Origin of the sequence: Xanthomonas sp. NCPPB 1062, from assembly GCF_041481705.2 — a bacterium.
GTDB classification, from domain to species: domain Bacteria; phylum Pseudomonadota; class Gammaproteobacteria; order Xanthomonadales; family Xanthomonadaceae; genus Xanthomonas; species Xanthomonas euvesicatoria.
In genome coordinates, this window is record NZ_CM192987.1 from 2,062,530 (window position 1) to 2,078,524 (window position 15,995).

At 61.9% G+C, this 15,995-nt stretch carries 2 protein-coding genes and 1 pseudogene; all 3 read left to right on the forward strand.

Annotated elements, in window-relative coordinates; translation table 11 throughout:
- The first annotated feature begins 20 nt into the window (after positions 1 to 20).
- A complete protein-coding gene (locus ACCQ16_RS09235) occupies positions 21 to 14,036 on the forward strand; it encodes a two-partner secretion domain-containing protein (RefSeq protein WP_372380320.1) in 14,016 nt (4,671 codons plus the stop codon).
- The gene (locus tag ACCQ16_RS09240) at positions 14,037 to 14,948 is read left to right on the forward strand and encodes a hypothetical protein (RefSeq protein ID WP_372380321.1); all 912 of its coding nucleotides are present in this window, start codon (positions 14,037 to 14,039) and stop codon (positions 14,946 to 14,948) included. It abuts the gene before it with no gap.
- A 248-nt stretch (positions 14,949 to 15,196) separates the two neighbouring features.
- Positions 15,197 to 15,964 (forward strand): annotated as a pseudogene (locus ACCQ16_RS09245) (hemagglutinin repeat-containing protein); the annotation flags it as partial.
- Positions 15,965 to 15,995 lie beyond the last annotated feature (31 nt).

A 15,995-nucleotide genomic window follows, 5' to 3' on the forward strand; every position in this document is an offset into this window, starting at 1 on the left:
CAGGCGGCGAGAGAGAAACGATGGATAACGAAGCGATGCGCGTGCGTGGTTACCTGGCCGAGCAGGGCAAGCGGGCGCTTGCACTGTTGCTGTGCTGCACGATCACCTGGACATCGTTTCCGGCATGGGCGCAGGTTGCGCCAACCGCCAACCCTGGAGGGCAAACGCCAGGCCAGCAGGTTGCTGCCAATGGCGTGACGGTGGTGGACATCGTCGCGCCCAATGCGCGCGGCATTTCGCACAACCGCTACAGCAACTTCAATGTCGGCCCGAATGGGTTGATCCTCAACAACAGTGCGCAGATCTCCAAGACCGAGCTGGGCGGTTACGTTGCCGGCAACAACAACCTGCAGCGTAGCGGTGCCGCGTCGCTGATCCTCAATGAAGTCACCTCGGCCAGCAGCCGACTGCAGGGCTATACCGAAATCGCCGGTGCGAAAGCGCAGCTGGTGATCGCCAACCCCAACGGCATTTCCTGCGATGGCTGCGGCTTTCTCAATACCTCGCGCGTCACCCTGACCACCGGCACGCCGAACCTGGGCAGCGATGGTGCGTTGAACGGTTTCAGTATCACCGGCGGTGCGCTGAGCATCGGTCGCAACGGTCTGGACGCATTCAATGTGGATCGCCTGGATCTGCTGTCGCGTCAGCTCAGCGTAGACGGCTCGATCTGGACCAAGGAGCTGGTCGCCGCCGCTGGTGCCGGACGGGTGAGCTACGACGGCATGCTGCTGGACGTCCTGCCAGGTGCCGACGGCGGCCTTCCTGCGATCGGCATCGATGTGGCGCAATTGGGCGGCATGTATGCCGAACGCATTCGCCTGATCGCAACCGAAGCCGGGGTCGGCGTGGTGAGCCGCGGCACATTGGCTGCGCAAAGTGGCGATCTGCAGATCGACAGCGCAGGGCAAGTGAGCCTGGGAGGCACCACCGTCGCGCGGGATGCTGTGAATGTGCGTGCCACCGGCGCGCTCGATCAGCGTGGAGTGCTTGGCTCGCAACAAGGCGACGTGCGCCTGCGTGCTGCAAGCATGACGCTTGCAGGCGACCTGGTGGCCGCCGGTGCACTGGATGCGCAAGCCGGTGGTGGGGTGACCCATGTTGGCCGCAGTAGCGCGGGGTCGATCCGTCTGTTCGGCTCGGAATTGAATGCCGATGGCAGCCTGCACGCCGCCGGCGCCCTGGATCTAGGCGCCGATGGGCTCTTGCGCAGTGGTGGCGTGGCCTATGGCGGCGCGAGCGCGAATCTGCGCGCAGCGCAGATTGCGTTGTCCGGTACCTTGCAGAGCGGCGCGACGATTGCACTGAACGCCAATACCGTCGACGCACTGGGAACGCTGGATGCGGCAAGTGCGCTGCAGATCAACGGCAATGGCAACGTGCGTGTGGCTGGATTGGCGCAAGCCGGGCAGGGGGCTGATGTGCGCGCGGGTGGGCGCCTGGAACTGCAGGGAAAGCTGATCGCAGCCGATGCGCTTGCGTTGAACGCAGCGTCGATCGACATCGCACAGCGCGCTGCGGTGTCTGCAGGCAACGATCTGGACCTGCGTAGCGCCGGTGCAGTCAACAACGCAGGCAGTGCGTATGCCGGCCGCGATCTGCGGCTACAGGCTGCCAACCTCACCACTGCGGGTAGCCTGTCTGCGACACGCGATGCGCAAGTGGTAGCTACCGGCCAGCTGCTCAACAGCGGCACCGTTGTCGCAGGCGACGCATTGACCGTGGACGCTGCGCAGCTGGCAAGCAGCGGCGATATCGGCAGCCAGCGTGGCGATGCCACGCTGCGCAGTCGCGGCAATCTGCGCCTGAGCGGCAATACCGTCGCAGGCGGCGCATTAGCAATGGATGCCGCAAGCGGCGCCCAGGTGTCTGGTACCGTGAACGCGGCCAGCGTCGACTTACGTAGCGGCGGTGATGCCAGCTTCTCCGGCACGCTGCAGAGCACGCGTGGCGCGCTGACGGTTGTCGTGGCAGGTGAGCTTGCAAGCGATGCCGTCGTACGTTCGGCAGGCGCGCTCGATCTGCAGGCCGATGGCGCGCTGCATCAGCGCGGCCAACTGCACAGCGATGGCGCGTTGCAACTGCGTGGCGGCAGTGTCGCCCACGACGGCGTCATCGATGCTGGCGGCGACCTGCGCATCGCCAGCGCTGGGGCGTTGGCATTGGACGGCACCGTGCAGAGCGCAGGCAGTACTACCTTGCAAGCGGTCGGCGCGCTGGATAACAGCGCAAAGGTGATCGCTGCTGGTCCACTGGAGGTGGATGCGGCCAGCCTGCGCAACGCGCAAGGCGCGGCATTCTCGTCTGGCGCCGATGCGCAGCTGCGTACTGGCGGCGTGCTTGAGAATGCCGGCAGCCTGTACGCTGCCAACGCATTGCAGATCAATGCCGATTCCTTCACCCAGGGTGGAAGCGTCAGCTCCGGCAACACGCTTTCCGCAAGGGTTGTCGACACGTTCGACAATACCGGCAATGTGGTGGCCCGCAATGCGCTGCAGATCGATGCTAGTCACTTGCGCAGCAGCGGCCAGCTCGGCAGCGAAGCTGCAGGCGTCGTATTGGGCAGCCAGGGCGATATCGCATTGCAAGGTGTGGTGGCTGCCGCAACCAACTTGCAGGCCACCGCCGCGGGCGATCTTCAGCAAGCCGGCTCGCTGAAGGCGCAATCGCTGGCGTTGCGTGCCGGTCGCGACCTCACCGCGAGCGGCACGCTGCAATCTGCCTCGACTTTTGACCTACAGGCGCAACGAGCATTGACCTTCGCTGCGCAAGGCCAGGCTGGTGGCGACATCAGCATGCGTGCTGCCACGCTGACGACAAGCCAGGATGCGGTGTTGCAGGGCGCCGGTGCGATTGCATTGGATAGCGGCACGATTTATAGCCGCGGCAAGCTCGATGCAGGCAGCGGTCTGCGTGTGCGTAGCCTGGGCGACCTGACGCTGGCGGGCGTTGCGCAGGGCAGCGGCGATGTTGAGCTGACGGCTACCGGGGCGCTGACCAATGCAGCGCAGGTCTTCGCCGGGCGCACCTTGACCGCGCAGGCACATAGCCTGGAGAACACCGCTGCCGGCGTATTGGCGGGCGATGGGGATGTGGCACTCACCGCGGCAGCACAGTTGAACAACGCCGGCCGCGTGCAGGCAGCCTGCGACCTGCAGATGACGGCGGCAGGTCTCGATCAAAGTGGCAGTGCATCTGCCGGCAGGATCTTGCGCGGCACAGTCGCCGGCACGCTGGACAACCGCGGCAACCTGATCGCCAGGGACGCGCTGCAGATCGATGCAGGCACGTTGCGCAGCAGCGGCCAATTGGGCAGCGAGCTGGCCAGTGTTGCATTAAGCAGCCGGGGCGCGATGCAGCTGGACGGTGTGGTCGCCGCCGCGACTGCCTTGCAGGCATCGGCTGGCGGCGACCTGCAGCAAGCTGGTTCGCTCAAGGCGCAGTCGATTGCCTTGCAGGCCGGGCAAGACCTCACTGCCAATGGCAGCCTGCAGTCTGCATCCACGCTGGATCTGCAGGCACGACGCACGCTTGCATTGAACGGCCAGGCATCCAGTGCTGCCAATGCCACGCTCAATGGTGCAAGCATCACGACCAGCGCTGCGGCGGTGCTGCAGGGCGGTGCGTCGATCAGCTTGGCAGGCGACAGCATCGAGAGCCGTGGCGCGCTCGATGCAGCGAATGATCTGACTCTACGCAGTGGCGGCGACTTGATGCTGGGCGGCGTAGCGCAGGCCGGCCGCGACATTGCGCTGACCGCAGCAGGTAACTTGAACAACGGTGCCCAAGTGATCGCCGCGCGCGATCTGAGCGTGCAGGCTGCCAGTGCCATGAATGCGTCAGACGCAACCCTGGGCGCCAAGCGCGATCTTCGTGTCGACGTTGCCGGGGTATTGGACAATCATGGCAGCCTGCATGGAGAGCAAGGCCTTTCGCTCAATAGCGGGTCGCTGCTGCAGCGCGGTCGTGTCTATAGCGGCGACGCGCTGTCGATCGCCACTACCGGCGCATTCGAGAATGCAGGCCAGTTGGTCTCCGGCAAGGATTTGAGCATCACCGCGGGCAGCATTGTCAGTAATGGCCAGCTGGGCTCGGTGACCGGCGCGCTGACACTGGCCAGCCAGAACGACATCGCGTTGCAGGGCGTGGCATCTGCCGCGACCACGTTGCAAGCCGCTGCAGGGGGCGACCTTTCACAGGCAGGGACGCTCAGCGCACAGATCGTCGCGCTGCAGGCCGGCCGTGATCTCGTTGCCGGTGGCACCCTGCAATCGGCTTCCACGCTGGCCTTGCAGGCACAGCGCACGCTAAGCTTGAGCGGCCAGGCGCAGGCTGGCGCCGACGCCAGCTTGCGTGGCAACAGCATCGCGACCGCTCGCGATGCGGTGCTGAAAAGTGCTGGCGCCATCACCCTGGACGGTGCGGCAATCGATAGCCGCGGCACGCTGGATGCTGGCACTGACCTTGCGGTACGCAGCGCCGGTGATCTTTCCCTGGCGGGTGTTGCGCAAGCCAATCGCGATGTCGTGCTAAGCGCCAGCGGTGCCTTCGGCAACGCCAGCCAGGTCTTCGCGGGCCGCGACCTCTCGCTACAGGCAGGTTCGATCAACAACGCAGCAGCTGGTGTACTTGCCGCAGCGGGGGGCATCACGCTGGCGACAGGTGCACTGCAGAATGCAGGCAGCCTGCAGAGCGGCGACGATTTGCGTATCACCGCAGCCAGCATGGACCAGAGCGGCACTGCCGTCGCCGGCAAGGCGTTGACTGCCACAGTCACTGGCATGTTGGACAACCGCGGCAGTCTCATCGCCAAGGATGCAGTGCTGGTGGAAGCGGACACGTTGCGTAGCAGCGGCCAGCTCGGCAGCGAAGCGGCGAACGTGACGTTGACCAGCCAGGGCGATATGACCTTGCAGGGCGTGGTCGCAGCAGCCACCACGCTGCACGCCACCGCAGGCGGCGATCTGCAACAGGCCGGTTCGCTCAAGGCGCAGTCCGTCGCGCTGCAGGCCGGGCGCGATCTCGCTGCTGAAGGCACGCTGCAATCGGCATCGCAGCTGGATCTGCAGGCGCAACGCGTACTCACGTTGAACGGCCAGGCGGTATCCGCAGCGAACGCAACCCTGCGTGGCGCGCAGATCGCGACCGGGCAAGCGGCAGTGCTGCAAAGCGGCGCCGCGATCAGCCTTGACGGCGCAGCGATCGACAGCCGTGGTGCACTCGCTGCCGCCACCGACATCAATCTACGCAGCACCGGCGATCTGGCGGTTGCCGGTGTGGTGCAGTCAGACCGCAACGTGGTGCTGAGCGCAGCCGGTGCGTTGACCAACGCCGCGCAGGTCGCGGCCGGTGGCAGTCTGACTGCGACTGCTGCCAGTGCGAGTAACACCGCGACGGGCGTGCTGCTTGCGCAAGGCGATGCCACGCTGTCCATCGCTGGCCTGCTCGACAATGCCGGTGCCGTGCGCGCCGGCAACCAACTTTCGCTTGGTGTCGGATCGCTACGCCAGACCGGTCAGGCCTATGGTCTGCAGCGGCTTGGCGTTACCGCCAACGGTGCAGTGGATAACCGCGGCGATCTGATCGGCGGCGATGGTTTGCGTGTGGAAGCAGGGCAGCTGAGCAGCAGTGGCCAGTTAGGCAGCGAGCGTGGCGATGTGGCATTGATCAGTCGTGGCAACCTGCAGCTCGATGGCCGCTTGGCCTCAGCAGGGGCGCTCACGGCACAGGCCGATGGTGCGCTGACGCAAAGCGGCAATCTGAGCGCGGCCAGCACACTCGACCTGCGCTCCAAAGGCGACCTGACGGTTGCCGGGCAGGTCGCGGGCCAACAACTCACGCTGGTCAGTGATGCGCTCGTACGCCAGCAGGGCACTGTCAGCGGGACGACCGTCGCTGTGCAAGGTGCGCGCATCGACAACGCCGGGCAAACCACCGCAGCAGGCAATCTAAGCCTTCGCGCAGGCGAGATCGGCATCACCGGTACGGTGGGTGCCGGCATTAACGCAGACGGCAGCCTGGGTAGCGGAAGCACGCTCAGCCTGCTTGCCGATCGTCAGCTCACTGCCTCCGGCACACTGCTGGCAGGCGGTAATCTCACCGCGCAGGGCAGTCAGCTGCAGTTGGCTGGCACCACCACGCGTGCCACCGGCAATGTCGCACTCTCTACTGGCGGTAGCCTCGATCATCGTGGCGGCAACCTGCTCGCGGGCGGAACGCTCACCGTGCAGGCCGCCGGCGCTATCGACAATGGCCGCCTCAACACTGTCGGCGGGCAACTTCAGGCTAACCAGCTGAGTATCGACGGCGGCAGCCTCAGCAATGTCGGCGGTGGTCTGGTGCAGAGCGGCGCGGGTGCGACGCGCGTGGTGATTGGGGGTGCCATCGACAACACCACCGGCACGCTGGCCAGTAACGGTCAGGATCTGACCATCACCGCTGCCAGCATTGAAAATGCGCAGGGCCGTATCGAGCATGCCGGCGCAGGCACGCTGTCGGTGACCAGCCGCGGTGCACTCGGCAACGGCGGCGGACGCATCCTGACGCAGGGCCAGTTGACACTCGGCGCCAGCGGCGCCCTGAACAACCAGAATGGCGCCATCGCTGCGGCAGGCGACGCAGGCGTGAGCGCAGCCAGTCTCAATAATCTGGCCGGCTCGGTGTCGGCCCGGGCATTGAACGTGCAAACCAGCGGCACGGTCGATAACCGTAACGGTCTGCTTCAGGCCAGCGGCGGTGCATTGACCTTGCGTGCCGACAGCCTCAGCAATGCTGGCGGTACCGTGCAGGCGATTGCCAATGCGGGCGTGGGCGGGGGGCTACGCGTTGAATTGAACCGCGGTCTGGACAATGGCAATGGCACGATCGGTGCCAGTACCGATGCCGTGATCACTGCAGAAAACATCAGTAGTGCCGGCGGCAATCTGCAGGCCGGCCGCGACCTCGGCATCACTGCACGGGGCCAGTTGGACAATCATCAAGCCGGCAAGCTCAGCGCCGGCCGTGATCTGAATGTGGCGGTCACCGGTGCCTTGCTCAACAGCGGTGGCCAGCTCGATGCGGGCAACACCTTGACTGCATCCGCTGGACGGATCGACAACACCCAAGGCAGCATCGTCAACAATGGCGGTGGCCTGACCCGCATCACCACCGGCGGCGCATTAACCAACACCAACGGCAATCTGGGTGGGCGCGGCAGTGTGGTGATCGATGCGGCCAGCATCGCCAACACGAGCGGCCAGTTGGTGGCAGGCGGCGACCTGATCGCCAATACCAATGCCTTGAACAACCAGGGCGGCAGCGTTTATGCCGGCGCCAACTTCCTGTTGCAGCGCGCAGGTGCCACGCTCGATAACCAGAACGGCAAGATCAAGGCCGAGCAATCGGTTCGCCTGAATCTGCAAAACCTGAGCAATGCCGGTGGCCAGATTGGCGCAGGCAGCGTCACCGGCGGTGCCGGCGATGTGGTCATCGACACGGTCGGTTTCGACGGTGGCGGCAGTATTCTCGCGCAAAACCTACTGGATCTGACCCTGCGCAGCGATTACACGCACCGCGCCGGCGCCGACCTGGTCAGCAACGGCAATTTCAACCTGCGTGTGGGTGGCAACCTGGTCAACGAGTCCACGCTCAAGGCGGCGCGCACACTCGATATCATCGCCAGCAGCATCACCAACCGCGGCGGCGCCAACATCGTCTCCAACGATACCCGCCTCAACGGCGGCAACGTCATCGACAACGCCGGCAGCATTTCCGGCAACGGGGCGTTGTCGCTTGTTGCCAACAGCGTCTACAACACCGGCAGCATCGTCGGCGGCAATGTCTCGGTGAATACCGGTACGTTGGTCAATGGCGCAGATTTTGGCGGTGCGACGGGCAACGCTGCCTACGGTTCGGCATTGCTCGGCTCCACCGGCAATATGAACCTGATCGTGCGCGATCAGCTGCTCAATCGCGATGCGCGCATCTTCAGCTTGGGCAATATCGCCATCGGTGGTGCGCAGGATGGTGGTGGCACATTGGTAGCGCGGACCGGGATGGTGAATAACCTCTCGGGTAGTATTGAGGCTGATGGCAGTATTTTGATTGCGGCCCAGCAGCTCAATAATCGGCGTCGCGTGATTAACACCACCAGCGTCTCTACCGATCCCGGCAACGACGGCGTGTATTCGGGTGGTGAACTCATCCAAGGCAAAGCGATTAGGAACCTCCAGGGAGCCCGGGCACCTTATCCTTACAAGGGGCTCGCGCCGGGAATTTATCGCAACTATCAGGTCATTCAACAGGAGCAATTGTCTTCGGCAAGCGCTGAGGGACGCATCGCGGCGGGCGGGAACATCCTGTTGTCGGGAAGCGTCACGAATAATGCCTCGACAATCGCTGCGGCAGGCCTGTTCGCTGCCAACCAGCGAGGTCTTGGCGGACTCTCGGATGGGATGATCTTGGGAAGCGAGCAGCTGCTCAACCAAGCGCTGGCCTTGAATCAAACGGTTCGACAAAGCGATGTGGAACATATCGTCACCGCGATCACCAATGACTGTATGCAGCCTGTTGGGCAGAAGGTCGTTTGTTATTACGAAGAAGAAGACCAGAGGCTGAGCTCCTCAACGACCAATAGCAGCTATATCGCCCTAGGCGCCAGCATGACCGGCAACCAAGGCGTCAGCATCAATGGCGCCAATATCAGCAACGGCGCTGTCGGAAGCGATGGTCGCGTTATCAGTGGCGCTGCACTGCGTGGTGTAGGCGCACAAGGTGGCTTGAATGGTCGCACCGCGCAAAGCGCCGGTGGAGTGGGCGGCCAGGCAGTGGGCGGCCGTGCCAACGGCGGCGCGAGCAGTATCCAAGTTGCCACTGGCACCAGCGGCAGCGCAGGCACGCACATCGGCGCCAACACGCAGGACGCCACGCTGGCCACCTCGGGCGGCATCGTCAAGATGTCGGTCGCACCGGTGATGTCCAACGACAGTGGCCTGGTGCGCAGCAGCGTCGATCAGACAACTGTGCAAGCCACCACAGCTGGTAGCAGTGTCACGGCAGGTGCAAACGAAACCCGCACGCGTGTCGACCCCGCCACCATTCCCGTCACCAACATCGTTGGCGGCGGCCAGACCTCGCTGACGCAGATCGATCTGCCCATCGGCGGCCTGTATCGCCTGTCCAACGGCGCGGCCACCGATCGCACCGCGATGGGCCGCGCAGCAATCGGCCTGGGCGGCATCAACGCGTGGCGCAGCAACGGCCCGGGCCGTCGCTACCTGATCGAGACCGACCCGCGCTTCGTCAATTACGACAACTTCATCAGCAGCGATTTCCTGCTGGACAAGCTGGGCGTGGACCCGGAGTGGACCCAGACCCGCCTGGGCGACGGCTTCTATGAGCAGCGCCTGGTGCTGGACCAGATCACCCAGCTCACCGGTCGTCGCTACCTGAGCAACTACGCCGATGGCGTGGCGCAATACCGCGCCTTGCTCGAGTCCGGCGTGGCCGCTGCAGGCCAGCTGCAGCTGAGCATGGGCGTGGGCCTGACTGCCGCCCAGGCCGCTGCACTGACGCAGGACATCGTGTGGATGGTGGAGCAGGAGTACCAGGGCCAGACCGTGCTGGTGCCGGTGGTCTACCTGGCGTCCAACTCGCTGCAGCTGCGTGGCAACGGCGCGCTGATCGCCGGCGGCAACGTCGAACTCAACGCCACCAACGCCCTGAGCAACCAGGGCGTCATCGCGGGTGCCGATGTCAGCGTCACCGCCGGCAACCTGCTCAACCAGGGCCGCATCAGCGGCACCGGAACTGTGTCGCTGCAAGCGCGCAACGACCTGCTCAACCAGGGCCAGATCCAGGGCCGCGATGTCGCGCTGGCCGCTGGCAACAACCTGGTCAGCGAAGCGTCCAGGGCCATCAATGGTGCGGGCATCCTGTCGGGCATCAGTGCGGGCAACGCCCTGCAGCTGTTCGCCGGCAACGACATGACCCTGACCGGCACCCGCGTGCAGGCGGGCGGCAGCGCGGCCTTGATCGCGGGCAACAACCTCAGCCTCACGCCAAGCGCCTTGCGTGACGACAACGGCCTGCTGCGTGGCGGTGACGCCGTGTCGGTGACTGCGGGCAAGGACCTGATCGTCTCGGCCGGCAACGATCTGCAACTGCATGGCGTGACCATCAAGGCCGGCGGCAGCGCGGCACTGCAGGCGGGCAACGACCTCTCGCTGACGCCGGCCACTGGTCTCGACGGCAAGCCCACCACCCGCACCAGCATCAGCACCGGCGACAGCCTGCAGCTGACCGCCGGCAACGACCTGACCATCCGCCAGGCCGAGGTCAAAGCCGGCGGCGACCTGATCGCTGCCGCGGGGAACAATCTCAACGTCGTGTCCGTCCTCAACGAGACCGAAACCGATAGCTACAAGAGCCGCAACGGCAAGACCCGCGTCAGCACCACCACGACCACCCAAACCATCGACCAGCAGGAACTCACCGCCGGCGGCAACCTGATCCTCAGCGCCGGCAACGACGTCAACCTGGTCGCTGCAAAACTCGATGCAGGCAAGGGGCTGGGCGTCAGCGCCGGCAACGACATCAACGCCAGCACCCTGACCACGGTGGACACCAGCGATGTCCTGGAGACGCGCAAGCGTTTCAGGCAGACCACCAGCACCCGCGACGAAACCGTCCACGGCACCGAGTTCACCGCCGGCGGCAACCTCGCCATGCAGGCGGGCAACGACATCACCCTGACCGCCGCATCGGCCGCCACCAAGGAAGGCGGCATCACCCTGGCCGCCGGCAACGACGTCAATCTGCTCGCCGCCAGCGAGCAGCACGATGCCGTGCAGGACATGACCAAAAAGAAGAAGGGCACGTTCAGCAGCAAGACCACCACCACCCATGATGCGTGGCAGGACACCGTGGCGGTCACCACCACGCTCAGCGGCGACACGGTGCAGATCGCGGCAGGCAACGACCTGCTGTCGCAAGGTGCGCAGGTGGCCAGTACGGGCGATGTGGTGCTGGCCGCCGGCAACAACCTCACGCTGGACACGGTGCAGAACACGCACAGCGAGGAACACGAAAAGACCGTCAAGAAGTCCGGCCTGTATGGCGGTGGTGGATTCAGTGTCGCCTTGGGCGTGACCAAGAAGACCGACGGCCTGGATGTCACCGAGGTCACCAACACAGGCAGCCTGGTCGGTAGCACGGATGGCTCGGTGACGATGACGGCCGGCAACAAGGTCGCCATCACAGGGAGCGACGTGCTGAGCGCCACCAGCACCACCATCGTGGGTAAGGACGTCACGATTGCCGCGGCGGAAAACACTGTGGACACAGTGCAGACGTCCAAGCAGCAGAGTGCAGGCATTACATTGGGTATCAGTGGAGGCGTGGTCGATACCGCATTGGCGGCCTATGGTGCAGCCAAGCGGATTTCCGATGTGGACGACGATAGGTTGAAAGCGCTCTATGCGGCGCGTGCTGCTTATGCGACAGGTGCGACGGTCAATCAAGCCCAAACCACGCCCGACAACTTCCTGGCTGGATACGACGGGCAAGCAGTTGGTGGAAATGTGGCCAAGCCTGGCAAGGACCCAGCGAGTGGCCTTGAAGGCGCGGGCGCCGCAACCGGCATGAGCTTTCGTGTGGGTATCGGCGCCAGCAGTTCGTCAAGCAAGACCAGTACACACGAAGAAAGCACGGGAGGTAGCCGCATCATCAGCAACGGCGATGTCACCATTGCCGCGACCGGCGGCGATCTCAACGTCATCGGCAGCAAGATTGCCGGCAACAACGTTGCATTGGCCGCAGCAAACAACCTCAACCTGCTCAGCAATCAGGAAACCAACACCACCAAATCGGAAAACAAGAATGCCGGCGGCGAGATCGGCATCAGTGTCGGTGCGGTCACGGGCTATTACCTATCGGTGTCCGCTGGCAAAGGCAGCGCCAAGGGAAATAGCGATCTGCGCACCGAAAGCGTGGTTACTGCCAATGACACCTTGACCTTGGTGAGCGGCAACGACACAACGATCCAGGGCGCACAGGCCGTGGGTAATAAGGTGCTCGCCAATGTCGGCGGCGACCTGCTGATCAAAAGCGAGCAGGACACCAATGAGTACAAAAGCAAGCAGCAACAGGCCAGCCTGACCCTGGCGACCGGCTCTGGTAGCGGCGGCAGCTATAGCCAGCAGAAGGTCAACAGCAGCTACACCAGCGTGACCGAGCAAAGTGGCATCCAGGCCGGCAATGGGGGCTTCGACATCACGGTAGGCGGCAACACCAAGTTGGTTGGCGGCGCTATCGCAAGTGCGGCCGATGCCAGCCTCAATCGGCTGTCTACGGGGAGCCTGACGGTCGAGGACCTGCAGAACAAGGCTGATTACAAGACCAGCGGCGTCTCGGTGGCTGGTGGCACGGGCAGCAGCATGGCCAGCATGGCCATCGGTACGGGACTGAGCATGCTGGGCAATTCCAGCGATAGCTCGAGCAGCACGACCAAGAGCGACATCGCCGCCGGCACGATCCAGATTCGCAATGGGGACCAATCCGCACTAGCAGGGTTGGATCGCAGTGCCACCGAGTTGCAGCAGTCTGGGCTGAAAGAGATTTTCGATCAGAAGAAGATCGAAGATCAGAAAGAGCTGATGGGGCTGGCTGGGGAGATTGGATTCCGGGTAGCGGGTGATGTTGCCTCGGCTATGTATCAGAAAGCCCAGCTTGATTTGGCTAGCGCACCGGATGAAGCGTCGAAAGCTCAGGCACTGGCACGTCTGGACGCATGGAGCGATGGGGGTACGAACAAGATTTTGCTGCATGGCCTGACAGGTGCGGCGATTGCGGCACTCGGCGGCGAAAACGTCCTGCAAACAGCAGCTGGTGCAGCGGGTGCTGAAGCAGCCAAGGTTGCGATGTCGGATTATTTGGTCAAGAACGGCGTTACCGACCCAGCCACTTACAACGCACTTATGGAGCTAGGAAGTGCGGCGCTTGGTGGTATTGCGGGTGGGCAGGTTGGCGCAACAACCGCGCTGGCGGGAGATCAGTTTAATCGGCAGCTGCATCCTGATGAAGTGACATGGATTCGCCAGAACGCTGAAGCTTTCGCATTGCAGGAAGGCATTAGTGTCATTGAAGCGAAGCAGCGTCTGACTGTGGAAGCTGCGGCGCAAGTGGATGCAGTGATCGCAAAGAAGGTCGGTATCGAAAATATCGACACAGAAGCGCTAGCGTTTCTGAATTCCAATAAAAATCAATACAAGTGGGGTCAGGCCTTCAAGGCAACTGATGACGAGTATGCGAACTTCCACCAATATGGAAATATTCTTGCGAATAATCCTGATCAGTTTCGCGAGTTATATAACGCTCTTGGCGCATCTGGAATAGCGAAGGACTCCTTACAGCAGGTGTATCAGAGCGAGCTGTTGGCTTGGTCTACTGCGACGCGTGGGTCGGACGGTGTGGCCATGCTCGAGACGTTTACCGGTGATGTAGGGATGGCGGCAGGCATCATCCGTAATATTGCACAAGGCGACACCCAGGCTGCCGGCACGAGCATCGCTCTTGCGGCGATGCCGACAATTGTAGGCAAAACAGTTGGTCCCCTGTTGCGCCCACTGGCGAAGGCGGCTGATGAGACGCTCTGGCTAAATGGTCAAGTAATTAGTAGTACTTGGATGAATGCCAAGAATGAGCTGACTTGGATCAATCCACTAACTGGTGTGAAGGAAGCGGTGCCTGCAACGGCTAAAATTCATGTTGATCACGTCTTGCCACAAAATGCTATTCGGCAAATTGAAGGTTTTGATTCTTTGCCAAAAAGCGTTCAGAATGAGATTCTGAAAGATCCTGCGAACCTGCAACCAATGATCAAATCAGCGAACTGTTCAAAGGGGTGTAAGGTAGAGGCCGAGAGTGCGGGGTGGATGACGTGGAATGGAAAGCCGGTTAGTGAAAAGTACAAGATGTACTTGGAAGAGGCGCAGCAAGATTTTCGGACGAAAGTTTCAAAGATTATTGATGATAATAATGCGTTAAAAGGAAAGTAAATGAAGAATTTGTCGGGTCGAAGCGATCGGCCATGGGAGTTGATGGGTGTCTTCAAAGATGAGTTTATTTTAGAATTCAATGGGGGTATTTATTCTGATGTGGATGGTATTTGTGATAAATATAATTTTTTGCATGAGCGAGATGGTGCTGGATATAGAAATGTTGACTATTCTGGATTGCTTTTAAATGGTAAGAGCTGGATTCTAGAGCCTTTGCGGCTGCTCCAGCCGAACTCCTATCAAGCTTTTCAAGAAGCTGCGGAGCCATTGTTGCTCGGTGTTATGTTAATCGAGGATTTGAGGAACCCAGGAGGTCCTCCGATGGTTCGGCCAATTTTGTTCCTAGAGGTGCATGGTAGGATGGTGGAAGTCTTCGCAACGTTCCCAAGCTCGACTTACGAGGACGGTAACGACTGCTTCGGTTCTTTGCTCAGCTTGCCGGATGGCTTGGCGAAGTCCTGGTTGTGGCGAACCGACGGATGGCGTATTCCAGGAAGTGTAGGTGAAGGTCCTATGACCAATCGTCAGTTGATTGGGCATCCTTCATCAAGGTGGCGGGATGCGGATACTTATTTGGATAGCCTGGGTAAAGGGTGGAAAAAGAAGTATTTACCGAAAATAAAAGAATTATTCCCTGATGCGGTGACTAATGTAAATGGCGTAAAAAGAATTAAGTTTAGATGCTTTTTGGATACAAGGCCGGTAGGCGTCGGTGGTCCAGAGGGAGATCAATTCTTCGTTTGCTCGACCCGTCAGGATCAGGTGGTCTACCATGTCCATGAAGGGGATGTTGAAAATTTACGCGTGTTGCGTAATCCGGAGGATGCGATAGATCGTTACTGCGCTCATGTACTGCGCCGCAAACCGGGTCAATTTGATTTCATCGATTGGAGCGAGCCATTTCGTCCTTGATAGTGAGACGGTGGTGGATTTGATATTGGTTAGATATGGAATTCATAGTGCTGGACCCAGCAAGTAAAGTTCCTCCGAAATTTGATCTTTGAAAATTTAGTAATAGCCAGCTCAAAATTATGATCGGTGGGTGTGGTTATGATCGGTACGGCTCTAGCCATCAATCTGATCGCTGAGGCCGGAGTCTGTAAATTGCAGCCTCCGTTTGCGGCGCGTGCATTGACCACTTGGCACCGATTTCACCGCAAATGGGCCGCGCGGCCACCCGCCTGGGTGGCATCAACGCGTGGCGCAGCAACGGCCCGGGCCGTCGCTACCTGATCGAGACCGATCCGCGCTTCGTCAACTACGACAACTTCATCAGCAGCGATTTCCTGCTGGACAAGCTGGGCGTGGACCCGGAGTGGACCCAGACCCGCCTGGGCGACGGCTTCTATGAGCAGCGGCTGGTGCTGGACCAGATCACCCAGCTCACCGGTCGTCGCTATCTGGGCAATTACGCCGATGGCGTGGCGCAATACCGCGCCTTGCTGGAATCCGGCGTGGCCGCTGCAGGCCAGCTGCAATTGAGCATGGACGTGGGCTTGACGGCCGCGCAGGCCACTGCACTCACGCAGGACATCGTGTGGATGGTGGAGCAGGAGTATCAGGGCCAGACCGTGCTGGTGCCGGTGGTGTACCTGGCTTCGAACTCGCTGCAGCTACGTGGCAGCGGCGCCTTGATTGCCGGCGGCAGCGTCGAGCTCAACGCCACCAACGCCCTGAGCAACCAGGGCGTCATCGCCGGTGCCGATGTCAGCATCACCGCCGGCAACCTGCTCAACCAGGGCCGTATCAGCGGCACCGGCACCGTGGCATTGGAAGCGCGCAACGACCTGCTCAATCAAGGCCAGATCCAGGGTCGCGATGTCGCGTTGGTGGCCGGCAACAACCTGGTCAGCGAAGCGTCCAAGGCCATCAATGGCGTCGGCATCCTGTCGGGCATCACTGCCAGCAACACCTTGCAACTGATGGCCCGACGCCCCCCCGATTTTGAGTAGCACCTCA

Excerpts from the sequence above, each read along its gene's own strand:
- ACCQ16_RS09235 (WP_372380320.1), top strand. The coding sequence starts at position 21 with ATGGATAACGAAGCGATGCGCGTGCGTGGTTACCTGGCCGAGCAGGGC.
- ACCQ16_RS09240 (WP_372380321.1), top strand. The coding sequence starts at position 14,037 with ATGAAGAATTTGTCGGGTCGAAGCGATCGGCCATGGGAGTTGATGGGT.